Consider the following 23056-nt stretch of genomic DNA (forward strand, 5'->3'; position numbering starts at 1 on the left):
CTAGGTAGCCTTGGCTAGCAGAGGAATTGCGGTTCAGCCTGCTGCGGTCCACAATTCAAGTATGAAAATCCAGCCACTTCAAAGACAGGACACCGTTACTGCACCACTGATAGACCGCTTTGGTCGTCGTGTCGATTATTTACGCGTCTCGGTCACGGATAAATGTGATTTGCGTTGTAGTTATTGCATGCCGAAAGGTTTTCGTGGTTTCGAGGAACCGGAGAACTGGCTGCGCTTTGATGAAATTGAAAGAGTCGTGGCTGCATTTGCGCGTATGGGAACCCGCAGAATTCGCCTCACGGGTGGTGAGCCTCTATTGCGTCGGGATTTGCCACGTTTGGTAGAGGGAATTGCTCGCCATACGCAGGTGACCGATATCTCTTTGTCGACCAACGCAACACAGCTTTTCAAATACGCCGATGATTTGTATTTAGCTGGGGTCAATCGTATCAACGTCAGTCTCGACAGCTTAGACAAAGCCTGTATGCTAAAAATAACGGGTAGCGATAGTTACGCTAGCATCATGGCGGGTCTGCAAGCGGGTAAGCAGGCAGGTTTTAAGCCAATTAAACTTAATATGGTGGTAATGCGTGGCGTTAACGATCACGAGATATTACGTATGGCGAAATTTTGCTTTGAGCAGGGTTTCATTTTGCGTTTAATTGAAGCAATGCCGATTGGTCACACGGGGCAAAATTCTGCGTACATGGATATTGGTCCCATCCGGCAGCAGTTAGTAGATCAATTCGATCTCGTTCCCGTTGCGAGTGAACTGGGCGGCGGCCCTGCACGTTATTGGATGAGTCGTGACGGCGCATCTACTTTAGGTTTCATTACGCCAATGAGTCAACATTTTTGTGCAAGTTGTAATAGGGTTCGTTTGGCAGTGGATGGAACTTTATATATGTGTTTGGGACAAGATGAAAAGTTTGAACTTCGCCCCTTACTACGGGCGGGTATTAGTGACAATGAGTTAGAGGCAGCGATTCGTACAGCGATAGAATTGAAGCCGGAGCGACATGAATTTAACACGCAGTCAACCAAAATTATTCGCTTTATGTCACAAACGGGTGGCTAAGTCCTCAATCTTACACAACAGTTCACGGTGGAAAACGGCACGGAAAGCTGTAGTGATCGATACCTGGCTGTTCAAATAGTGGTGACGTGCATGTGCGAGTCAATAATGATCGTGATCTTTCAATGACGGTGCACGAAAAAGGCGATAGCTATGTCGGCTTGCGTACAATGTACGAATGGGTTTCCTGCTCATTGGCAAAATTTGATATTCTCAGTAAAATTAATAGGCGCACTGCTGTCTCCTTACAATTAAAGCGTGAGGAAGGGCTGGTTGCCCAGAATGACTATGGCAGCACGAATTGAAACGTATGGTTTACGTTAAATTCTTCCGTCAGTCACTCAATAAAGCTGGGTGAAAATTTAACAAAGAAGCGAACAATGTCAATTAAAATTTTGCTAGTAGATGACCACACATTGTTTCGAAGTGGCATACGTTTGATTTTGCAACGCAATCCCGAATTTGAGATTGTTGGTGAGGCTTCGGATGGATTGGAAGGTGTCAAGCGGGCAAAACAATTAAAGCCCGATGTGGTGCTGATGGATTTGAATATGCCGGGACTCTCAGGCTTGGAAGCGATGCAACTTATCGTGGAAGATTTGCGAGAAACTGCTGTTCTAATGTTAACCGTTTCTGAGGAAGCAGAAGACTTAACGGCGGCGCTAAAAAGTGGTGCACGCGGTTATTTGCTGAAAAACATCGATGCGGATTATTTAAACCAATCAATCAAGCGAGCAGCGGCAGGCGTGCCTGTGATCGCTGACGCCATGACTGCTAAGTTAGTGATGCAATTCCGGTCTGGAAATAATGTAACGGTGGAGCCTGAGCGTGAAAAATTGACACCGCGCGAACGTGAAACCATGGTGTGCTTGGCGCGTGGCGAAAGTAACAAAGAAATTGCTCGAAATCTTGATGTCGCGGAAAGTACTATAAAGATTCACGTGCAAAACATTCTGAAAAAATTGAACTTGAGCAGTCGCGTTCAGATTGCCGTTTATGCCGTCGAACATGGCATGGATAAATGAGGCTTTTTAAACTATTCAATAGCTTGAAGTTTATTCCACATCAATAGTCGTTTGATCTCTGGTTCTTTTGCGTTGCTCGACTACTCCCTTTGACGGATAGTCGCATGGGCTGTTAGCTTTTACACTTCCACTATTTTGAGACATCAGCACAACTTACTGTGCGACCGAATTTTTGATTCTGCCAAAGCTACAAGCTCGTCGCTGTGCTCTAGTATAGGTGCGCTTTTCGACACAAAATTCGACCGCTCGCTTCAGTTGCGCAGAGGTCTCATTCCTATAGTGGGGGAGGTAATATGGGTAAGATAAATATTGACGGTTTGCTGGCTAACCAGGCTTTGTTTAAACATATCTCGCCATTTGAGTTGGAAAGTTTGAAAACGAGTGTGGTGAAAGTGGACCTGGAAAAAGGGCTAATGCTTTTTCAGAAGGGCAATCTGGCCGACGGTTGCTATATCCTCGTTTTTGGCCTCATCAAGCTGGCGATTCCCTCGTCTGCTAGTAGCGACAAGATCGTTGAGTTAATACGGCCAGGTCAATCCTTTGGCGAAGCAATGATGTTCCTTGATGAGCCTTATCCTTTTTACGCTGAAGCGCTGGAACCATCGTTGTTATTACGCCTTCCAAAAAACGCGCTGCTCACCTTGCTTGAGCATTCGCCTGTCATAGCTAGACAGATGATGACGGGCTTGTCTTATCGTTTGCTGGGGTTCATTCGCAATGTTGAACGACATGCTTTACACAACGCCATGCAACGTGTGGTTGATTATTTAGTCCAAGTATCCGTATCGCAAAATAGTACCCACATTCGACTTGAGTTAAAGAAAAACGTCGTCGCTTCTTTGTTAAATCTCACACCAGAAACATTTTCCCGCACCTTGCATCATTTGAGTGGGCTTGGACTGATACAGGTCAGGGCATCGCGTATTCATATTCATTGCCTAGAAACATTAAAAAATTATCCAGTGGATGAGCCAGCAACAGTTTCTTGCCCGAAGAAGCGCATTCGGTAGGATCACAATCACTACGGGAGGATGTCCGCCATTGCGAGTTCTTTTGGCTAGGGACTAAACCCATTTGTATTCAGCGAAAAGCAAAGAGAAAAATTCTATTCGTCGTTTGGATAGCCTATGTTGATTGCACGATTGGTAGTACGACGGATTAAGTGGTTCTTCATCGGGGCGATCTCGTATTACAGATATCAATTTAATGTGACATTTTCGGAAGCCACATCGTGAGTCATGTTTTAACCAGATGGGCGCAAGAAAATTCGTAATCTTGGTCTGAATGGTATTGAGCGTGGTCGCTGCAAATCTAGAAATTGTCAGATTTAAGTTCAGCAAGGAAAAGTTGTTTTTCTTGATTACCTTACCTGCTCTGACGGGTACGGCCTTACGGATTCTCTATTCCTTTCTTACTTTAACGTTTGGTGGGCGTTGATTTACCGCAAGTTCGAGCGCAGGTTTATTAATTCCAATAATCGGCATGAGCTTTGCATTTTAATATCCGACGACGAGTTATTTTGTGCTGCTAGTGGAGGTGATTTTAGGTTCTCGGCATGGCGAAACATCAATTTCTTCGTTCCTAAATCACTTAAAGACTATGTGATGGAAATGAATGCAGGTATTGGTAATCTTGGCGTACCAGCCGTCTAATTTATTGAGCCGCTGGCTAATTTAAAAAAATAAAAAATAGTCAAATTGTGTCAGTCAAGAAAGTGGCTTTGGGATAAACAGTTTTCAATTCATTGCTTGCAAGCGTTTGATCAGATACTATGAAACTGGCAATACGCTAATGGGATTTTATATTTTTGGAGAAGTAATATGGCCATTTCGCATCTCGCATCAGGTCAGGTGACCAAAGTATTGCCGATTGAGGCATCGCTTGCTGAAGTTAAAACTAGTGCTTTGTTTAAAGGACCTCACTTGGAAGTCATACGTATGGTTTTGCTTGCCGGGAAAAAAATCCCGCCACATCAGGTCAGCGGGCCAATTACTATACATTGCCTTAAAGGTGAGGTCGATGTCGGTGTCGAAAGCGAGCGGAAGGTTCTTCGGCAAGGCGATTTATTGTATTTGGCCGGCAACGTGAAGCATGATTTGCTTGCATTAACAGATGCCGCGTTACTGGTTTCGGTAGTACTCTTGAGTAACACAGATTAAAGCTTTCTTACTCTAATTGGATTTGATTAATGAGAGTTAAATTCTATCGCTCGCCAACCGGGATGGTCGAAATATTTGCCGTAGGTGTTCAAAGTTTCCGCCATGTTGATCACTCCTAATTCCTTTTCTTGAGTTCCTCGCTTAGCTGTTACGACATCCATTCCGATGGCGAAGCGGCCAAGTATGATATGAAGGTTCTCGTCTGCTTTTGGATCAAGTTTGCAGTGTGCCACGATAAAGGCGATTTCCTTTTCTATGCTTTTAGTGAGCACATCGTAATGCGTGGATTTCAGATTGCCACTATGGATAGCTGTTAATGTATTTGTTATGCTGATACGGATGTTTGTCATGGCGTGGCGCAAGGCGTCATCGGTGCGCCACTTTTTACCATCGTTTAGGTTTAGTTGTGTACGGATCTCAGCATCGTGTTTGTGTCCGCTATGCTGATCGGCAAGCACCAATAGCGGCGCCGCTGTGCTTATGTTAAGAGTTACTACAAAACTCATTACGAACAACAATAATTGAGAGATTTTCATGTTTTCCACCAGTTTTTCTTGAGTGGAATCAACACCAAACTAAGAGTTCAAAATGATGCATCTGATGTTGGCGTTGATTCATAGTGTCGTTGAGAAATGCCTCAGTAATCAGCCGACTATCATGAAGTCAATGACGATTTCGCCAGGTGCACGTGAAACATAGCTCATCTTGATACCGCTGCCAAATCGTTGATCAAGCTGCGCCAATAAAGGTAGAGGATCGTGGTCATTGCAAAAGCGCATAGTCTCGCCCACTTGGAGCGATTGCAGAGCACCGAAGATAGCCGCATGGCGAAAGCGTTTTGCGACGCCACGTGCATCAAATGGATAAGTGCCATCGGCAACAATAGCTGTAGAACAGTTGTGTGTCATGGTGATACTCCTTGTAATGTGAAATTATTAAAAAATGCTCCACGATAAACACGGAAAAATTAAAAAAGATGCAAAGGCTTTTCATGATTTTTTTCGTGCCCATCGTGCTACTCGTGGAAATACTGATTTTTAGAGTTGTATGAAAATAGTGTTATTAAACACGTTTGGTCTGTGCCGTTGGTGCCAACGCCGACCGCTCACGTTTGCCACCCATCAACAAACGCCAGGCAAACAAGGCGAGAAATACGCAACCAATCGCGAACACGATGTCACCTGGTACGCGCATCCAGACGAAAGTTTCCATCAGGTTCGAGTGTATGACTTCCGGTGAACGCGCGAACCACATGCCCTGAGTTATACTGGCCCAGGCCTGATAGATACCGGCTGGAACCAACGAAATGAAGACCATCATCGCCAAACCAATATTCAGCGACCAAAACATCGGTGCTAATAACTTGTCTGACCATGCTGCGCGATCAGACAGCCCACGCAGGCAAAACAACAGCAAACCGATGCCCAACATGCCGTACACACCAAACAGTGCGGCGTGTCCATGAGCGGCAGTCATGTTCAGTCCTTGCATGTAATACAGCGCGATCGGGGTATTGATAGCGAAGCCTAAAAGACCGGCGCCGACCACGTTCCAGAAGCCTACAGCGATGAAGCAAAGTATCGACCACTTGTAGGCTTGTACCCAAGCTGCCGCTTTCGAGCGTTGATAATTTTTGTAGGCTTCGACACCGATCAGTGCCAGTGGTACTACTTCCAATGCAGAGAACATCGCACCGATGGCAATCACGAAAGTAGGAGTGCCCGTGAAGTACAAATGATGCAAGGTGCCCAAAATTCCGCCAAACAGAAACACGATGGTTTCTAAGACGATGGCACTATTCGCAGTGCTGGCGCGTATCAAGCCGAGGCGCGTGAACAGCAGTGCTATCACCGCGGTAGCAAACACTTCAAAGAAACCTTCTACCCACAAATGCACCAACCACCAACGCCAGTATTCGATCATCGAATAATGTGTGCGCGGGCCCCAAGTTAAAGAGGTCGCATAGAAGCCTCCGATACAGAGTGCGGCCAGAAATACCATGGCGATCAGGCCACGGCTTTCAGATGGCGTTTTCAAAGCGGGCATTAAACCACGGCCGAGTAAGGTTACCCAAAACAGCAAACCAATGAATAATAAAACTTGCCAGACACGCCCCATGCTGGTGAATTCCAAACCCTGATTGCCAATCCAGAAACTGAAATCGTTGCCTAAATTCTGCAAAGTACCGAGCCAGCCAAAAGCGGTAGAGCCTACTACGATAAATAGCAGGGCATAGAACAAGACATCAACACCAAGTTTTTGATATTTTGGTTCATGTCCGGAAATCGCTGGTGCAATATACAAGCCGGTGGCCAGCCAAGCGGTGGCGATCCACAATACCGCGAACTGCGTGTGTATTGTGCGGCTAACCGTAAATGGTAGGATTTTTGCGAGTGGGAAGCCGAAAAAACTCTGACCTTCAACTGCGTAGTGGGCAGTAATCACGCCCATCGCCACTTGCGCCAAAATTAGGCCGATCACGACATAGAAATATTTCTTAGTGGCCTTCATCGAAGGAGTCGGTTTTAGATCGAATAGTGGATCGGTTTTAGGAGGCGTCGGATCAGGCGCTTCCTTGCTGATCGAATGGAGAAAAATCATTCCTGCAATTGCTGCAATCATGAGGATGATACTAGCGATCGACCAAATACCGGCACCAGCAGTCGGCGTATTGCCGACCAGCGGTTCATGCGGCCAATTGCTGGTGTAGCTAATTCCAGTTTCACCCGGCCTGTCGGTCGCTGCCGACCATGCCGACCAAAACATAAATGCAGGCAGGGCTTGCAGATCTCGCGGATCTCGAAGTGCCCCACTAGTCATCGCATATTGTTCACGCAGTTTATCTAGTTTTGGGTCATCACCAAACAGGCCGACATAATGTTCGACCACTTGCGCCACTGCCTGGGCCCGTGCCGGGGAGAGTGTGATGTTGCCACTCTTGCTGTCGTAGCTATTGAGCCGCATTTCATTCTTCAACTTGGCATCGAGTTCAGCCTGCTGGCCAAGGCTCAGCTGCTCAAAATTTTTGCCAAATTCTTGCTGTGCCCAGATAGCACGTAAGGTCAATGCTTCACGATGCAGCCAATCGGCGGACCAATCCGGCGCGACGTAACTACCATGGCCCCATACGGAGCCAAGCTGTTGACCACCAGCTGAGAGCCATGCTTCCTGGCCAAGTTGCACCTGACCTTCTGAAAACAAAATCTTGCCATCGGTACTGATGACTTGCTTGGGGATGGGTGGCGCCGTTAGATAGATTTCTGTGCCTACGCAGCCGAGAACGGAGAATGAGAGTACACAGATGACAGCGAGCCAGGTCCAGAGTTTGCGCGTTGCATGCATGGCGTGGTTTCTTTTTTTTTGCAATAGTGAGAAAGCGGTAAAAACAACGATATTGATAAAGATGGATTCTATATGCATCATTTATAAGATGCAAGTAAAATACATCTTATTTTCTAAAGACTACTTTTTTAGCTCCATAAACATATATACTAAGTACTGCATAAATTTTTCTTTGGAACTTTGTGATAACTTCATTACCAAGAATATTCAAGCCATGAGACTCACTGCCTATACCGATTACACACTACGCACCCTGATGCATTTGGCGACCAATCAAGATCACCTAGTGACAATTCAAGACATCGCTGACTTACACTCTGTATCAAAAAATCACCTTATGAAAGTAGTGCACCAACTTGGTTTGTCGGGCATGGTCGACACGGTGCGCGGGCGCAATGGAGGCTTAAAATTAAGTAAGGATCCGAAGCAAATTAATATTGGCGAGGTGGTGCGCAATTCCGAGAGTGATTTCTTTATGGCGGAATGCTTCGACCATAGCGATACCTGCTGCGCCTATGCTTCAGCTTGCGCCTTGAAAGGGGTGTTGAGCTCGGCCACTGCAGCCTATTTGGCGGTGCTCGACGGTGTGACCTTGGAAGACTTGGTTAGTAAAAAAGTTGGAGGTGCAGGCTTAAAAGCGAAAGCCAGCCCTATCCATTTGCATGCAAAAATAAAGCAAACATAGCGAAATAAGCACGAACCGGATAGCGGCCAATAAAGCTGTCGATATTGCCGGTGAGGTGACGTATCACAAGAAGCATTTTGAATCATTATCATCAGCGAAATACCCTAGTTAAAATAGCGTGATTGCCGACTAACCCGAACATCAGAATGTTTCTATTCGGGAAGGTCGCTTCACTATTGAGAAACCAATAAATAAGTAAGTCTATGAATACTTTGCCAGAAATAGAAATTTCCGAGGATTTGATACGCCGCTTTGACAAACTTGGCCCGCGTTACACCTCGTATCCAACCGCAGACCGTTTTCATCCAGAGTTTGCCGAACAAAGCTACATCGCCTATCTGGAACAGCGTGCTTCAAATACGGATAAGAATCCGCCGCTATCAATCTACATCCACGTGCCATTTTGTGAATCGCTGTGCTATTTTTGTGCCTGTAACAAAATCATCACCAAAGACCATAGCCGCACCACGGAGTATTTACACTATCTGGCAAAAGAGATGGCGATGGTGGCAGCCAGAATCGGACCAGACCGGCGTACCGTTCAGCTCCATTTTGGCGGCGGAACGCCTACTTTTTTGAGTTCAGACGAACTGCGCGAATTGATGTTGATGATACGCAGCCATTTCGAGCTTTTGCCTGATGCGGAACTCGGGATAGAGATTGACCCGCGTACCGTCAGCGATGACACTTTAGAGCTACTCGCCGAACTCGGTTTTAATCGAACTAGTTTTGGTGTTCAAGATTTTGACCCAGCGGTACAGCAAGCTGTGAACCGTATCCAACCATATGAAATGGTCGAGAAGGCGGTCATTGCAAGTCGCAAGGCGGGATTTGAATCGATCAATGCCGATCTGATTTATGGCTTGCCCAAGCAATCCCTGCCGAGCTTTAACCGTACCTTGGATAAGGTGATTGAACTTTCGCCAGACCGCATTGCACTTTATAACTATGCTCACTTACCGAGCCGCTTCAAGGCGCAACGGCAAATCATTGAAAGCGAGCTTCCTAGCGCTGAAGAACGCCTGCAAATATTTCTAATGTCTGTGCGCAGGTTGCTCGCTGCTGGCTACATTTACATAGGGCTGGATCATTTCTCAAAGCCAGATGATGAACTGAATAAAGCGCGTCTCGATAAAAGTCTGCATAGAAATTTTCAGGGTTATACTACGCGCGCCGACTGCGATCTAATCGGTTTTGGAGTGTCTGCCATCGGTAAGGTAGGGCATTCATATAGTCAGTCAGTGCGCACGATCAAAGCCTATTACGAACACCTGGATGCTGGCCAGTTACCGATAGAAAAAGGGTTCTCTTTGACTGATGATGATGTCTTGCGTCGTCAAGTTATTATGGAATTGATGTGTAGCGGACCAGTGGATTTTGTCGCAATCAATCATCAGCATGGAATCGATTTTCGCAGCTATTTTGCGGATGAGCTGACGCAATTGCAGAAATACGAAGAGGCTGAATTGATCAAGGTCGATGCGCACAGTATTCAAGTTACCGCAAAGGGGCGGATGTTTGTGCGGGCGGTGGGTATGGTGTTTGATAAATACTTGGCTTTGCAAACCGGAGCGAAATATTCAAAATTAATCTGATTTAAATTGGCACTCAAAGGCCACGCGCTAATGCGTATTGTCGATACGCATTAGCGGTGGCTTTTTTTCACTCTTATGAGGAAATTTGAATTTGCATTTAACTATCCCTCTCGGCCGTCAACCCGAGCACGTAACAAATAGGGACCGTATGCGATGACAAACAACAGAAACGCACCGCTCCAGCAGAGCATGGCGACGATCAAACTTGCTTGATACAGTGCCGGCGCGCTAAGTGAAGCAGCCACACGTGCTACGGCGCCAGTCTGAATCAGCAGATACATGGCTAACTCGGCGTGGCCAGTCTTCAGTAGACGCCCCGTGTGTCCTAGCGTGGTACGGGTCATCATCCCTAGTATCAATCCAGCCATCGAACCGACCGTTAACGCATGCCACGCTGCGCTGCTTGGGATGAGTCCTATTGCACTAAGCGCCAGCATGAAAAAACCCAACGGTATCCAGGCGTAGGACAAGTGCAAAATCCAAACAAGTGGCGTGCCTAAAGTGCGATGTGGTTGCCACAGTGCGAACCGTGCCAGTACCATGCAGCCAGCACCCCCGCACAACGATGCTATCAGCGCGGAAGGCAAGGGTGAGATCGAGGCCAAACTAGCGATGACTATTGCGGTAATTGCGCTGCGGTTAAGCCATGGATAGGTGACAGGTATCACGCCTGGCACACCATTCTGGGTAAACATCGGTATCACGCGCGCGCCGATCACTGACTCAATGATGACGACGATTAGGATCGCGGCATGTATAGGCAAGGCTGGGTTTAGCGTAATGAGATTTAACACTGCAGCATGAAAAATGGCATTAGCTACGGTTAACAGCGCTAGCAGCATAATCAGGAACATATTGCGCTTGTTACCAGATTGTTTCAGAACACGGTAAATCGGCCAGGCGGCCAAAGGCAAAAACGATAAATCGACCAATGCGGCTAAACTCGGTGGCGCAGCCAACATCGCCACGCGGCCAATTAACCACCAACAGGCAAGCCCTGCTAGATGCAAGTTGGTCGGCGTTGGCAGACCGGTCCAGTTACGCCCAGCGGTAAACAGAAAGCCAATGATGACCGCGATAACCACTCCAAAAATCATCTCGTGCATATGCCATGCAGCAGTGACCTGCGGCCAAGCGCTGAACCAGCCTAAGTATTGCGCGATCCATAAGGGCAGACTCAATGCGGAAAAGCATGCAGCCAGTAAATAAAAGGGCCGAAATCCCAAACCCCAGACTGGATGTTGTTTATGCCATATAGCGGAATCACTCTTTGTTTCTGGTTCTTCAATTGATAATAAAGTCATCATTTATCCCTCTTTTTTAATACATGGATATAATATACATCTTTAATCGAATTCATGCTACTCTTATGCCTTCAGTGTCATCAAGCCAGTAAGGCTAGGAAGCCTTGCTTCGGATGGCGAATGAACATTACCTATCAAATTAAAGGAAGAAGTGAGAATAATATGCAAACCGAGATCATAAAAGTAAACGGCATGAAAGGTCAGCCATGCGTCGAGATGATTACCCAGACATTGCGTGGGATGGAAGGCGTGATTGAAGTCAGCGTGACGCTCGCCAGCGGTCGCGCGACGTTACGCTACGAAGAACATGTTGCGAGTAGTATCCAGTTGCGCGCTGCCTTAATCAAACTTGGCTTCGATGTCGATCCCGCCGCTGGCAAGAGTCACAGTGGGTGCTGTGGTAGTTGCGGCGGTTAATGTGAAGTGTGAAATGTGAAAGCGAATTCTAGGAATGCGTGCAATTCATGAGTCGTGCAGATAAATGTCTGCATGATGCAATAGCGTTTGCGTCTTTTTGACTCGCAAAGTGCTCATGCCATTGGCGATCAGCTAGGATTTAATTTCACACTGGCGAATACTGAACGCAAATATGACATCATTGCCTACGCTTGGTGTCGCCTCAATGAATCGTTTGGAGTCGTATTTTTAGCCTTGTTCGAATAGTAATCCTACAATCCGTGAAATTTTCTATAAGCGACCGACTGCGGAAAACGCAACTAGAAGGCAACATGGGAAAATCAAGAAGCCCATGAAAATATTGAAAGAGTGTTATTGAGGGCTTCCATTAGACTTCTGAATCGCGATCGCCAATTCTTTATCGGCCATGTAAATATGAGAAGTAAGCCAAAACTTTAGCAGTTCAGCCGTTTCTTTGGCGACGTATTCTCTTTTTTCAGCTAAAGAAGCTTGCAGACGAACTACGCGCTCCAGTAATTTCTTGTGCTGCTTCTTATGGTTTTCAAAGCCTGGATAACCAGTTAGTTTCATCATTTCTTCTTCGCGATCAAAATGCTCACTGGTGTAATCAAATAGGCGCTGTAGGATGTCTCCCAAGATGTCGCAATCCTGCTTTAGATCGGCAGCCGTATAAAGTTCATTGACAATGTCGATCAGATTTTGATGATCGCTATCGATGAGCGTATTGCCCACACTCAATGCGCAATTCCATTGAAAGTACACCATAATCAATTCCTATCCTTAGTTACTTACGAGTGAATTTCTCCTAGGTGCCTTAGTGTAAATCGGTGGTTGTTTGTGGGCAAGTGTTTGATTGATAATAGGCGAAGTAGATCTATCTTTCAAATGGATGAAAGCTTTTCAGATGGTTTGAAGAGTTGCACTTTGAAATCTGTACTTTGAGGTAAATTGAAGCTTCAAACCAGCTACTTTTTGAGATGCGCTTTGTTGTGCATTTCTTAGTGCGCATTGCACGGCGATTTAATGATTCTGTCGCAATGTGAACTTGGGGAATAGATCTTGAAGAGTTTGCAGCGTTGTCGCATCCAGATAATCGTTTGGCAGACTTGTTTGTAAATTTGTGTCTAGACAGCCTAGTGATCGAAATAGTTGTATCGCATAGTTGGTAACACCCATTTCTGATAAATCGTAAGCCAAATTCAATATATCCTCAGAAGACAACAATGCAGGATGAACCGTGGTACGGCATTCGTAATCGACGCCACTAGCCATTATCATCTGTGTGCATGCCTGAATATGCTGACCACTATCCGCTTTGCCCGTCACAACGGGGTAGCGATGAAAGGGGGCTTTGATATCAAAGCCTACCCAATCTAGTTTGGGCAAGATGGCTTGTAGTTGTCGGGGATAAATGCAAGCAGTATGCAAGCCAACTGCAAATCCTAGTTGACGCACTTCATCAATGGCAGAACTTAATGCTGGATCTATTGTTGCCTCACCACCGCTAAAAACAACGGCATCGATAAAGCCGACGCGTTGCCTTAACAAATGTAGAACGGACGCCCAAGTAATCGGCGCATTGGCTGTTCTGGTTTGCAAATGCGGATTATGACAATACCCGCAGCGCCATGGACAGCCTTGCACAAACACGACTAACGATAATTTACCTGGATAATCGGTGCTGCTAAATTTCGTTATTCCACCAACTTTGAGTGTGCGCAATGCTGTCGCTGCTGGCATCTCAGTAAGCTTTCTCTACTGTATTTTCTTCAAAATAAGTGCGTTCATAAAACTCCCCTTTTTTGCCGGTATTAAATGAACTCACTGGTCGATGATAGCCCATGACACGGGTCCAGACTTCACAGACTTGACGTTCTGCATCATTTAAGATGATCGATGGATTTTGTGTTTGAGAGAGAGGGGCATTGCTAGTGTTCATAGAGACTCCTGTTTAAGTTAAACAAACTGATGCTGCTTACGAGCGATTAATTCTTCATCGCATTTTGGACAAAATTCATGCTGCCCACGAAGATAACCATGCTTAGGGCAAATCGAAAATGTCGGTGAAATAGTGATGTAAGGTAGGGTGAATCGGCTGAGCGCCTTTCGTACCAAATGGCGGCAAGCGTCGGCACTGCTGAGCGCCTCACTCATATACAAATGTAAGACCGTTCCCCCTGTGTATTTGCGTTGAAGATCATCTTGCAAAGTGAGGGCGGTAAATGGGTCATCTGTAAAGCCGACCGGTAATTGCGACGAGTTAGTGTAGTAGGGCATATCCTGGGTGCCGGCTTGCAAAATGGTGGGGAACTGTTTACGGTCTTCTTTTGCAAAACGATAAGTTGTCCCTTCTGCTGGTGTTGCTTCTAGGTTGTACATGTGCCCGGTTTCATCTTGAAACGCCAACATACGTCCACGCACATGATCCAATAAGCGGACGGCTATCGCGTGCCCTGTGTCGCTGCTGATATCGTGTTGATCGTCGGTGAAGTTACGTATCATTTCATTGATACCATTCACGCCTAAGGTAGAGAAATGATTGCGCAATGTGCCGAGGTAGCGTTTGGTGTAGGGGAATAGACCATTATCCATATGGCGCTGTATGACTTTGCGTTTGATCTCTAAGCTAGTTTTTCCTAACTCAAGCAACTTATCGAGTGCAGACAATAAGCTAGGTTCGTCGCCACGATGCAAATAACCTAACCTCGCACAATTGATGGTGACGACACCAAGAGAGCCTGTTTGTTCGGCTGAACCAAATAAGCCGTTACCACGTTTTAGTAGTTCACGCAGGTCTAACTGGAGTCGACAGCACATCGAACGTATCATGTTCGGTTTCAACTCAGAGTTAATGAAATTCTGAAAGTAAGGTAAGCCATAACGTGCCGTCATTTCAAAAAGCAATTCTGCATTTGGACTATGCCAATCAAAATCCTCGGTGATGTTGTAGGTAGGAATAGGGAAGGTGAAGACACGCGCTTTTGCATCGCCCGCCATCATGACTTCGATATAAGCGCGATTGATGAGATCCATTTCTGCCTGTAAATCACCATAAGTGAAATCCATCTCAACACCAGCAATCACAGGTACTTGCTCACGTAAATCTTCTGGACATGTCCAATCAAAAGTCAGATTGGTAAATGGTGTTTGGGTGCCCCAGCGCGATGGTACATTTAAGTTGTAAATGAGTTCTTGTAGATATTGTTTGATGTCCTTGTAATCGAGCTTATCTTTGCGAACATAAGGCGCCATGTAGGTATCAAAAGAACTGAATGCCTGCGCACCAGCCCATTCATTTTGTAGCGTGCCGAGAAAATTGACGATCTGCCCGATGGCGCTAGAAAAATGCTTAGGCGGATCAGATTCCACTTTTCCTGGAACCCCATTTAATCCTTCGTTTAGTAAAGTGCGCAAAGACCAACCTGCACAATAGCCTGCCAGCATATCAAGATCATGAATGTGCAAATCGGCATTTCTGTGTGCTTGTCCTACTTCAGGTGGATAGACATGATTGAGCCAGTAATTGGCAATAACTTTTCCTGAAACATTGAGTATCAATCCACCTAGTGAATATCCTTGATTGGCGTTTGCATTGATACGCCAATCTTGTCTGTTTAGATATTCATTCATCGATAATTCAACATCGACTAGGGATTTGTTATCGACCCTTAGTTTCTGATGCTGTTCACGATAAACGATATAGGCGCGTAAGGTCTTTCGGTAGTTTGCTTCAAACAAGCATGATTCAACCAAATCTTGAATTTGTTCAACAGAAAGTGGCTGAGGTGCCGGAAATTTCTCAATGAGGCTGAGCACTTGCATCGTAATTTTGTGCGCTTGATCGGCTACAAATTCATTGCTTGCTGTACCAGCGCGCTTGATTGCAGAAGCTATTTTACTTGCGTCAAAGCTGACAACGCAGCCATCTCGTTTGATTACTTCACGATGCAGCAAAGGAAGGGTTAAGCTCATTTATGCTCCTTAAAACACAATATGTAGTGTGTTTTTAAAGAATAGTAACTAAATGTAGTTAGGTCAACTGCTGTTAACCCCAATCTTATTTTCATTGATTTGAGTCAAATCAGGAAGCGTAATCGACATGGGCACATAGCTTTTAATTGAAGTTATATCGCTTCACTTCGTTTTGTGAAGAGAGGCTTGTGCCCGCAGTTACATTTAAAAATTTTTGTACTTCGAGGAGAATCGAGCTGAGTAGTTCGGTACATTTGATCGACTTCAATAATCGTTATTAGCAGATATTAAAGCCTAGTTTAAGGAAAGGATCACAAGAACGATTCATGATATTTATCATCCTTTCGAACAAATAAAGACCGTAGAATTAGGTCTTATCTGCATGTTGTGGAAACCGTGATCCAAACGGCTCAATCAAGAATCGAGTTTGGGTTTGATCGCTACTCTTATTTTTACTCAAGTTGTTTTTTATTTCGTAAGCTTCGATGCAAACCTTAGTACAACAACGCTCAGTTTTTTTACGTTTAGTACAGCTATTGCTGCTGCTTTACGGATTGACTTTGGCTGTTGCAATCGTTTCTCCAGTTGTTAATCCCAAGATTCTCAATCTGGTTTGTACCAGCACTGGCTATAAATTTGTCGCGCAAGAAACTGGTATCGATGGTTTGGGTATTGACGAATCAACGAGCGCATCCATGCAAGGGCACTTACTTGATTGCTCTTTGTGTCTACCGTCGGGCATCTTACTAACGACATATTACGGTATTACTTATCACACGTCACATCGATATGTTTATTTGCTGCCACCTATTTCCGCAACTGGATTTTATTCATTTATCACGACGGTATTTTTTGCTCGTGGCCCACCTTCAAATTTCGCTGGCTAAGTGAGGATTAAAGCTTGATTGATTTCCTTTATTTAAGGAAATGCATTTCTATGATTGATCAACAACCGTTCATTACTATGACGAAGCTCAGGGTAATGAATGGATATCTCATTACGCCTCAATAGAACAATAAGAGTAATGGAGTGAGATATTTGTTCTGCCTGAAAAAAGGCAAACATTTTATCTCGTGACGAGTCCAATTTTTTGCGTAGCGTGCGCTACTGCCTACACATATCGTTCACAAGAACATTCTTATGAATGTTCTTAACGAAAAAATTTATTGAAGAACTAATTATGAATACGCTTTATCGAAAAAAATTAATTGTTTTGGCTATTGTCGCTACATTCACAAGCCAATTTTCCTTTGGAAAAGTCCAGCAAAGTGCTTCAAAGAAAGATCAAATCCTTAGTCAAATCACGATTCGTGGAGAAAAGATTGCTGCACCTAACGTTGATGGAGAAAGTAAAGCTGGGGCAGCGAGCATTTTGAGTGATACAGCGTCACTTTTAGAAAATATTCCAGGCATGAGTTTATATAAAGCTGGGGGACTTTCGAGCCTACCATCTTTACATGGTTTGGCAGATGATCGCTTGCGAATACAAGTTGATGGTATGAATTTAATTTCGGCTTGTGCCAATCATATGAATCCACCTCTGTCCTATATTGATCCAAGTAATGTTGGGAATGTACAAGTGCTCAATGGCATCGCCCCTGTCAGCAGTGGTGGAGATAGTATCGGTGGCACAATCAAGGTCAATTCCTCTGCCTCCGTGTTTGCCAATGAAGATCAAGGAAATATTTTAAAAGGGCAAGCCGGAGTCTTTTTCCGAAGTAATAGTCATGCTCGTGGCGCTAATGTAAACGCCAATTATGCGACACCAAGCTTCAGTTTTAACTATTCAGCTGCAGTTGCAAAAGCCGATAATTATCTGGCAGCGAAGTCTTTTAAATTGAATGGATTGTCAGCCTTAGGAAGCGTGACATCTGGCCGAGAAGTTGGTTCATCCGCTTACCAAAGCGAAAATCATGCATTGGGCTTTGCGATAAGGGGCTCCGATCAATTACTTGAACTGAAACTAGGGTTGCAAGATATTCCCTTACAAGGCTTTCCAAATCAACGAATGGATATGACGCGCAATCGTAGTGAGCAAATCAATCTGCATTATCGCCAGCAACTTGAGTGGGGCAATGTCGATGCACGGATTTATCATGAACAAACGCAACATAGAATGAATTTCTCTGATGATAAGCAATATTGGTATGGTAATGCGCCTGGCATGCCGATGGAAACAGCGGGACACAACACGGGTGCGGTACTCAAAGCAGATTGGGTGTTGTCTGAGCGTGATAAATTGATTCTTGGCTCCGAATTGCAGCGATATCGCATGAACGATTGGTGGAATGCATCAGGTACGGGCATGATGATGGCACCGAATACCTTTATCAATATTAAAGATGGCGAACGCAATCGACTTGCTATATTCGCTGAGTGGGAAACGCAGTGGAGTCCTACTTGGTTTAGTCAGCTCGGTGTGCGCAGTGAACGCGTCAGAATGGATAGCGGTGCCGTCGCTGGATATAACAATATGGCCTATGGTGATCCAACTTCCACCACATCTATTCCTGGCATCTTCAATCATAGTGATCGTCAAGGAAACGATCATAATATTGATGTAAGCGCGGTATTTCGTTTTGCCCCAGATAGTAATTTTAGTGTTGATGGCGGCTATGCTTACAAGACGCGTTCACCCAATTTATACGAGCGTTATACATGGGCAAATAGTAATACCATGGTGATGAACATGAACAATTGGTTTGGCGATGGCAATGGTTACGTTGGTAATTTGCAATTGAAACCAGAGATTGCACAAACCTTGAGTGCGACAATTCATTGGCAGAATTTTGTTGACAGCGGAATTGAATTCAAGCTTGCGCCATTTTATACAAGGGTGCGTGATTACATTGATGCTGTCGCTTGTTCGTCTATTGGAAAAATTTGTGCTGCGCGCAAAGATGGTTTTGTTAACTTGAGTTTGAGTAACCAGCAGGCCGAGTTATTCGGAATCGATTTGTCGTTCGAAAAAACGCTCGCACAATCCCGCGATTTTGGAAAAATTCATGCGAAAGGCGGTATCAATTATGTGCGCGGAGAGAACACACAAACGCGTACTGGTCTCTATAACATCATGCCATTGAATGCAAAATTCAGCTTGCAGCAACAAATTGATCGATGGACAAATACCTTAGAGTGGCAGGTGGTCAATGCTAAATCTCATGTTTCAGAAATTCGCCGTGAGTTAAATACTTCTGGTTACGCATTGGTAAATCTGCGTGCAAGTTATGATTTTCAGCAGGGACGAATTGATTTTGGTGTGGAAAATTTAACCAATCGTTTTTATTCTTTACCCTTGGGTGGTGCTTATCTAGGACAGGGTGCTACGATGGGAATGGGCGTTCCTCATGGGACGACCGTGCCGGGAGTTGGACGTTCTATGTATGTTAGTGGCACATGGAAGTTCTGATTTGATTTATTGATCGGCATCTTTCAAAATGCGAACTGATTCGAACTGTATAGCGATACATTCTATGCAGAGTTGTCCTCATCAGTTAGTTTTTGATATCTAGTCGAGATTTGTGTTTTGAATTTTTAGACATCCCCATAGATGTGTGTCAGTACATCTATGGCCCCCCTTATTGTGCAAGGTCACATCATCGATAAATTCTGTAAGAAGTTTTCACGAGTCAAAGACAACGAAGTTGCGATTCATCGAGACCCTAAGCAAAGTTTCTGCCTTCTCCAGCTTCTTCATAAGTCACGCCGTCGCGTATGTGATAAATCCGCTTGAACGTGGGGATAATTTTTTCATCGTGAGTAACAACGACGATGGCGGTATCGAACTGTTTAGCCATTTGGTTGAGTATGCGGATGACAGCTAATGCGCGCTCACTATCAAGTGGTGCGGTTGGCTCATCGGCTAAGATGACTGGTGGCCGGTTGATTAATCCACGTGCAATCGAAACCCTTTGTTGCTCGCCACCAGATAATTGGGATGGCATTGCTTTGGCTCTATGTCCTACATCCAACGCCTCGAAGAGTGCGACCGCACGTTGACGAGCTTCGGCATTGGCAACACCTGCCAGCATTGGTAATAGAGCTACATTATCAGTGACATCTAAGAACGGAATTAAATACGGTGCTTGAAAAACAAAACCAATCTTGTCACGCCTTAGTGCTCGTAAATCTTTAATATTCCATCCATTCTCATAGATCACATCTTGGCCTAAAATCATGCGCCCTGAAGTGGGCTCAATGACGGCACCGAGACATTTTAAAAGGGTACTTTTACCAGAGCCAGATGGCCCCACCAGACCAACCACTTCGCCGGGGGCTACCACCATATTGACATTTTTTAAGGCATGGACTGCAGTATCTCCTTGACCATAGGTCTTGGTTAGATTCTCGATTCGAATACCTTTGCCTTTTGTGTTTAGTGATTTATCCACCAATGGCCTCCGCTGGGTCTACCTGTAAAGCAACGCGTATCGCGAGTAAGCTGGCCAACATACAAATCGCCATTACTGCAAAAAAACCACTGACGGCGTCGCTATTTTCTAGCAATACATATTTGGGGAAAATGGGTGCCCAAAATGTTGCTGATATTTTTCCTACTGCAAAACCGATGACACCTAAGGCTAAGGATTGCTGCAGAATCATGGTGGCAATTGTGCGGTTTTTTGTACCAATTAATTTTAGTACTGCGATCTCACGAATTTTCCCTATCGTTAGTGTGTAAATAATGAAGGCAACAATCGCGGCACTGACGATCGCTAATATCACCAAGAACATACCAATTTGTTTGGCAGAAGTGGCGATTAATTTTGCAATCAATATGTCTTCCATTTGTACGCGTGTATAAACTGTTAAATGCTTCCATCGACGGATTGGCTCTGCAACACTTTCGGGATCGGTTCCAGGGCTTATTTGCACTAAAACAGCGTTAACGGAGTTGTTCACACTTTGTGACTGAATTACTGCTGCCAATAGCGTTGGCGTATTAGGTCGATTTAGTGCCGGATTTTGTGCGGTGCGTGCACGTTGCCGGACAATCGCATCGTTGTCTTTTAAAAATTGTGCCTCTTGCGCATCACGCAATGGAATGAAAATCATCGGATCGCCGCCGGACGACACCATGCGACGGGTCAGTCCGACTACCTGATATTGATTGCGGCGAATTTTGATGTTCTCTCCTAGTTGTAAGCCTGAAGAGATGTCTGCGATAGCTTCATAGTGATCACGCGTGATGTGTCTGCCAGCGACTAGATAGGCTGGCTGCCCTGGTTGCGCAGGTGCGTTGGTAACGGTGCCGACAATCATCGCACGAACCTCATTCGCCATATTTGTACTGCGCGCTTGGGTTTTACGTACTTGCATCGTAAGGTAAGTCACATTGCTAGCTGCGGCTACGCCTTGCATGCCAAGTAGGCTGCGATAAGTGTCGTCATAAATACTCGATGCCTCTGCGTATGGCCCGAGGGTATCTTGTTGCACGATCCATAAATCAGCGCCGCTATTATCAAGCAGAGTTTTGGCATCATCTACCATGCCGCGATAAATGCCTGCCATAGTGAGAGTTACGCCGATCAATAGGCCAAGACCGATCCCAGTAAAAACGAATTTACCCCAGCTATGTAAAATATCGCGGCCGGCCAGGCTAATCATTTGGATGTTCCGGCGAGTTGATCGACGACCTTAATTCGACTGGCTGTATCTAATTTTTTGAAACTGTGGACGACGATACGCTCACCTCCTAGCAATCCCTCTAGCACTTGGACGTTGCCAGCGAGGTCACTAATACCGATTTTGACCGGGACGAATTGCAATTTTTCCTGATTAAGTTTCCATATTCCAAGTTCCCCTTGTAAGCGTTGCAGGCTGGCATTCGGCACAACTGGCATGATTTTTTCCAATGGCATAGCGACATTGACTTCAACTAATTCACCTATTGAGGGTAGTGGTTGCGGCAAATGATCAAATGAAATTTTCGCTAACAGCTCTTCAGTAACAGAATCGGCATGTGGCTCAATACGGACGATTTTGCCGGGCAACGCAGAGGCTCGTGTATGTAACGAGATTTGCACTGGTAGTGACGAAGTTAAACCGAAAGCTCGTTGTTGATCAAAGCGTGCATTGATCCAAATTGAGCTCGGTTCCACTATTTCTAGCACAGCTTGTCCAGCAACTACAGTGGTTGCTGGATCTATTTCACGACGCATCACGATACCATCCACGGGTGACAATAAGCGTAAATGTGATCTTTGGCGCGCCATGCCATCCCGTTCGGCGCGAGTGCGTTGTTGTTCATCACGCATTGCATCGAGGTTAGCTTGTGCAGCAATAGCATTTGCCTGTGCAATACGTAAATCTTGTCGTTTCACTTCCATCGCTTCTTCGCTAATAACCCGCGATGGCACAAGTTGCTCGTAGCGCTTCACTTGTAGCTCTGCAAATTTTTTACGTGCTTGCGACTCTTGAGTGTTTGCTTCCGCACTCAAAATATTCGCACCTGCGCGTTTGACACTCGCATCTAGCGCACTTATTTTTTCCTCAAAATCGATAGGGTCAATTTCAGCTAATATTTGCCCTTGTTTCACGACGTCACCAGTTTGCACCTCAACGCGTTTCACACGGCCAGCAACTGTGGGACCTATCTTATGGGTGTAACGCGCTTCTACGGCTCCAATGCCAAATAGGGAAGGCTGAATTGCACGCTTTTCAACATTGACAGTTGTGACGCTAATGGGAGCCAATGGACCCGAACGCAGAAAGACATAGCCTAGCAATCCAAGCATAAGGCTCATGACGATGGCAAGTGCAAACTTACGTCCATACTGTTGAATCACTTGTTTCATGGGGTACTCCTGAGGCCGCGTTCGTAAATAGAAAAAACTTCTGGCGCATCCAGTAGAATTTTTTGAATATTTCCAGATAAAAGCGATTGCATTACCAAACCTTGAATGGTGCCGATGAACAAAATGGCACAAGCTTGAGTATTGATCTCGGCGGAAATCTCACCGACGGATTTTCCACGCTCTATGATTGCGCGCAGCCGTTCTGCGTATGCTTGAATTAAGGTTTGCGCTAAATGTTTTGCCGGTGTCATCTCCGCTTTTTGCAGCTCGCCAAATAGCATGCGCGGCACACCTGGATGTTCAACGACAAATTCCAAATGGCTTGTAAACATGGCATACATCGCTTTCAGTGGTGACTCAATTCCCGCAGATGCTTTATCAATTCGCCCGAGAAGATGTTGGCTAACCCATTCCATCACTGCCTGCCAAATCGCAACTTTGGTTGGGAAGTGACGAAACAGAGCGCCCTGAGTTAATTGCATGTGTTTAGCAATGGCGGCGGTAGTGATATCGCCCGGATTCTTGGTCGCAGCGAGCGCAATGACTGCTTCTACAGTAACAGCTTTGCGTTCATCAGCTGGGAGGTGCTTTGCATGAATTTCCACGATTCGACATTCTTTCTTTGGGGGTATCTTTTGAATAAAGTAAGTAATCAGTTACTATCTTACTGCACTAAATGCAGAT

The 23056-nt window shown here is 45.3% G+C and carries 21 protein-coding genes; 9 read left to right on the plus strand and 12 right to left on the minus strand.

All coding sequences use genetic code 11. The features are described 5' to 3' along the window. The first annotated feature begins 61 nt into the window (after positions 1 to 61). From moaA to H8K52_RS14390, 4 genes are all read left to right on the plus strand, one after another. Entirely contained in the window at positions 62 to 1078 is a 1017-nt protein-coding gene (gene moaA, locus H8K52_RS14375; RefSeq protein WP_186923604.1) for a GTP 3',8-cyclase MoaA, read from the plus strand. A gap of 377 nt (positions 1079 to 1455) precedes the next feature. After that, a complete protein-coding gene (locus H8K52_RS14380; RefSeq protein ID WP_186923605.1) occupies positions 1456 to 2100 on the plus strand; it encodes a response regulator in 645 nt (214 codons plus the stop codon). 293 nt (positions 2101 to 2393) lie between these two features. Further along, on the plus strand, positions 2394 to 3110 hold the full coding sequence (locus tag H8K52_RS14385) for a Crp/Fnr family transcriptional regulator (RefSeq protein ID WP_186923606.1): 717 nt from the start codon (positions 2394 to 2396) through the stop codon (positions 3108 to 3110). A gap of 810 nt (positions 3111 to 3920) precedes the next feature. Next, positions 3921 to 4259 (plus strand): cupin domain-containing protein, encoded by a 339-nt coding sequence (locus H8K52_RS14390; RefSeq protein ID WP_186923607.1) that lies wholly within the window; start codon positions 3921 to 3923, stop codon positions 4257 to 4259. Between the two features lie 26 nt (positions 4260 to 4285). Here the strand turns inward: H8K52_RS14390 and H8K52_RS14395 are convergent, their stop codons facing one another. The 3 genes from H8K52_RS14395 to H8K52_RS14405 form a co-directional block, all read right to left on the minus strand. After that, complete coding sequence (locus tag H8K52_RS14395) at positions 4286 to 4795, minus strand: hypothetical protein (protein WP_186923608.1); 510 nt, start codon at positions 4793 to 4795, stop codon at positions 4286 to 4288. A gap of 108 nt (positions 4796 to 4903) precedes the next feature. Then, a complete protein-coding gene (locus H8K52_RS14400) occupies positions 4904 to 5167 on the minus strand; it encodes a DUF2249 domain-containing protein (RefSeq protein ID WP_186923609.1) in 264 nt (87 codons plus the stop codon). A 154-nt stretch (positions 5168 to 5321) separates the two neighbouring features. Next, on the minus strand, positions 5322 to 7601 hold the full coding sequence (locus H8K52_RS14405) for a nitric-oxide reductase large subunit (RefSeq protein ID WP_186923610.1): 2280 nt from the start codon (positions 7599 to 7601) through the stop codon (positions 5322 to 5324). A gap of 214 nt (positions 7602 to 7815) precedes the next feature. On the opposite strand from H8K52_RS14405, the gene H8K52_RS14410 reads away from it, so the two are divergent. Together H8K52_RS14410 and hemN are read left to right on the plus strand one after the other, a co-directional pair. Next, a complete protein-coding gene (locus tag H8K52_RS14410; RefSeq protein WP_186923611.1) occupies positions 7816 to 8286 on the plus strand; it encodes an RrF2 family transcriptional regulator in 471 nt (156 codons plus the stop codon). A 203-nt stretch (positions 8287 to 8489) separates the two neighbouring features. Further along, positions 8490 to 9881, plus strand: coding sequence for an oxygen-independent coproporphyrinogen III oxidase (hemN, locus tag H8K52_RS14415; protein ID WP_186923612.1), 1392 nt, complete (start codon positions 8490 to 8492; stop codon positions 9879 to 9881). Positions 9882 to 9982: 101 nt separating this feature from the next. On the opposite strand, the gene H8K52_RS14420 is transcribed toward hemN, so the two are convergent. Continuing rightward, a complete protein-coding gene (locus H8K52_RS14420; protein ID WP_186923613.1) occupies positions 9983 to 11185 on the minus strand; it encodes an NnrS family protein in 1203 nt (400 codons plus the stop codon). 162 nt (positions 11186 to 11347) lie between these two features. Between H8K52_RS14420 and H8K52_RS14425 the strand changes: the two genes are divergently transcribed. Further along, on the plus strand, positions 11348 to 11602 hold the full coding sequence (locus tag H8K52_RS14425; RefSeq protein WP_186923614.1) for a heavy-metal-associated domain-containing protein: 255 nt from the start codon (positions 11348 to 11350) through the stop codon (positions 11600 to 11602). A gap of 351 nt (positions 11603 to 11953) precedes the next feature. Here the strand turns inward: H8K52_RS14425 and H8K52_RS14430 are convergent, their stop codons facing one another. From H8K52_RS14430 to H8K52_RS14445, 4 genes are all read right to left on the minus strand, one after another. Continuing rightward, the gene (locus H8K52_RS14430) at positions 11954 to 12367 is read right to left on the minus strand and encodes a bacteriohemerythrin (protein ID WP_222613792.1); all 414 of its coding nucleotides are present in this window, start codon (positions 12365 to 12367) and stop codon (positions 11954 to 11956) included. 255 nt (positions 12368 to 12622) lie between these two features. Beyond that, a complete protein-coding gene (locus H8K52_RS14435) occupies positions 12623 to 13342 on the minus strand; it encodes an anaerobic ribonucleoside-triphosphate reductase activating protein (RefSeq protein WP_186923616.1) in 720 nt (239 codons plus the stop codon). Position 13343: 1 nt separating this feature from the next. Further along, entirely contained in the window at positions 13344 to 13541 is a 198-nt protein-coding gene (gene nrdD / locus H8K52_RS21615; RefSeq protein WP_186923617.1) for an anaerobic ribonucleoside-triphosphate reductase, read from the minus strand. Between the two features lie 17 nt (positions 13542 to 13558). Beyond that, the gene (locus H8K52_RS14445; RefSeq protein ID WP_186923618.1) at positions 13559 to 15574 is read right to left on the minus strand and encodes a ribonucleoside triphosphate reductase; all 2016 of its coding nucleotides are present in this window, start codon (positions 15572 to 15574) and stop codon (positions 13559 to 13561) included. A 485-nt stretch (positions 15575 to 16059) separates the two neighbouring features. On the opposite strand from H8K52_RS14445, the gene H8K52_RS14450 reads away from it, so the two are divergent. Together H8K52_RS14450 and H8K52_RS14455 are read left to right on the plus strand one after the other, a co-directional pair. After that, positions 16060 to 16461, plus strand: a complete 402-nt coding sequence (locus H8K52_RS14450; protein ID WP_186923619.1) for a hypothetical protein — start codon at positions 16060 to 16062, stop codon at positions 16459 to 16461. Positions 16462 to 16755: 294 nt separating this feature from the next. Next, positions 16756 to 18984: a TonB-dependent receptor plug domain-containing protein gene (locus H8K52_RS14455; protein WP_186923620.1), complete on the plus strand. Its 2229-nt coding sequence runs from the start codon at positions 16756 to 16758 to the stop codon at positions 18982 to 18984. A gap of 253 nt (positions 18985 to 19237) precedes the next feature. Here the strand turns inward: H8K52_RS14455 and H8K52_RS14460 are convergent, their stop codons facing one another. Genes H8K52_RS14460 through H8K52_RS14475 form a run of 4 tightly spaced genes read right to left on the minus strand, consistent with a single transcriptional unit; the run spans position 19238 to position 22977 of the window. Further along, a complete protein-coding gene (locus H8K52_RS14460; protein WP_186923621.1) occupies positions 19238 to 19966 on the minus strand; it encodes an ATP-binding cassette domain-containing protein in 729 nt (242 codons plus the stop codon). Then, positions 19959 to 21182 (minus strand): ABC transporter permease, encoded by a 1224-nt coding sequence (locus H8K52_RS14465; RefSeq protein ID WP_186923622.1) that lies wholly within the window; start codon positions 21180 to 21182, stop codon positions 19959 to 19961. The genes H8K52_RS14460 and H8K52_RS14465 overlap by 8 nt, the downstream gene beginning before the upstream one ends. Continuing rightward, positions 21179 to 22372, minus strand: coding sequence for an efflux RND transporter periplasmic adaptor subunit (locus H8K52_RS14470; protein ID WP_186923623.1), 1194 nt, complete (start codon positions 22370 to 22372; stop codon positions 21179 to 21181). The genes H8K52_RS14465 and H8K52_RS14470 overlap by 4 nt, the downstream gene beginning before the upstream one ends. After that, entirely contained in the window at positions 22369 to 22977 is a 609-nt protein-coding gene (locus H8K52_RS14475; protein WP_186923624.1) for a TetR family transcriptional regulator C-terminal domain-containing protein, read from the minus strand. Before H8K52_RS14475 ends, H8K52_RS14470 begins: the two co-directional genes overlap by 4 nt. Between the last annotated feature and the right edge of the window lie 79 nt (positions 22978 to 23056).

The organism is Affinundibacterium seohonense, assembly GCF_014284305.1.
Taxonomy (GTDB): domain Bacteria; phylum Pseudomonadota; class Gammaproteobacteria; order Burkholderiales; family Burkholderiaceae_D; genus Undibacterium; species Undibacterium seohonense.

Excerpts from the sequence above, each read along its gene's own strand:
- H8K52_RS14435 (WP_186923616.1), bottom strand. The coding sequence starts at position 13,342 with ATGCCAGCAGCGACAGCATTGCGCACACTCAAAGTTGGTGGAATAACG.
- H8K52_RS14395 (WP_186923608.1), bottom strand. The coding sequence starts at position 4,795 with ATGAAAATCTCTCAATTATTGTTGTTCGTAATGAGTTTTGTAGTAACT.
- H8K52_RS14470 (WP_186923623.1), bottom strand. The coding sequence starts at position 22,372 with ATGAAACAAGTGATTCAACAGTATGGACGTAAGTTTGCACTTGCCATC.
- H8K52_RS14465 (WP_186923622.1), bottom strand. The coding sequence starts at position 21,182 with ATGATTAGCCTGGCCGGCCGCGATATTTTACATAGCTGGGGTAAATTC.
- H8K52_RS14390 (WP_186923607.1), top strand. The coding sequence starts at position 3,921 with ATGGCCATTTCGCATCTCGCATCAGGTCAGGTGACCAAAGTATTGCCG.
- nrdD (WP_186923617.1), bottom strand. The coding sequence starts at position 13,541 with ATGAACACTAGCAATGCCCCTCTCTCTCAAACACAAAATCCATCGATC.
- H8K52_RS14425 (WP_186923614.1), top strand. The coding sequence starts at position 11,348 with ATGCAAACCGAGATCATAAAAGTAAACGGCATGAAAGGTCAGCCATGC.
- H8K52_RS14385 (WP_186923606.1), top strand. The coding sequence starts at position 2,394 with ATGGGTAAGATAAATATTGACGGTTTGCTGGCTAACCAGGCTTTGTTT.
- H8K52_RS14400 (WP_186923609.1), bottom strand. The coding sequence starts at position 5,167 with ATGACACACAACTGTTCTACAGCTATTGTTGCCGATGGCACTTATCCA.
- H8K52_RS14380 (WP_186923605.1), top strand. The coding sequence starts at position 1,456 with ATGTCAATTAAAATTTTGCTAGTAGATGACCACACATTGTTTCGAAGT.
- H8K52_RS14445 (WP_186923618.1), bottom strand. The coding sequence starts at position 15,574 with ATGAGCTTAACCCTTCCTTTGCTGCATCGTGAAGTAATCAAACGAGAT.
- H8K52_RS14430 (WP_222613792.1), bottom strand. The coding sequence starts at position 12,367 with ATGGTGTACTTTCAATGGAATTGCGCATTGAGTGTGGGCAATACGCTC.
- moaA (WP_186923604.1), top strand. The coding sequence starts at position 62 with ATGAAAATCCAGCCACTTCAAAGACAGGACACCGTTACTGCACCACTG.
- H8K52_RS14455 (WP_186923620.1), top strand. The coding sequence starts at position 16,756 with ATGAATACGCTTTATCGAAAAAAATTAATTGTTTTGGCTATTGTCGCT.
- hemN (WP_186923612.1), top strand. The coding sequence starts at position 8,490 with ATGAATACTTTGCCAGAAATAGAAATTTCCGAGGATTTGATACGCCGC.
- H8K52_RS14450 (WP_186923619.1), top strand. The coding sequence starts at position 16,060 with ATGCAAACCTTAGTACAACAACGCTCAGTTTTTTTACGTTTAGTACAG.
- H8K52_RS14420 (WP_186923613.1), bottom strand. The coding sequence starts at position 11,185 with ATGACTTTATTATCAATTGAAGAACCAGAAACAAAGAGTGATTCCGCT.
- H8K52_RS14410 (WP_186923611.1), top strand. The coding sequence starts at position 7,816 with ATGAGACTCACTGCCTATACCGATTACACACTACGCACCCTGATGCAT.
- H8K52_RS14405 (WP_186923610.1), bottom strand. The coding sequence starts at position 7,601 with ATGCATGCAACGCGCAAACTCTGGACCTGGCTCGCTGTCATCTGTGTA.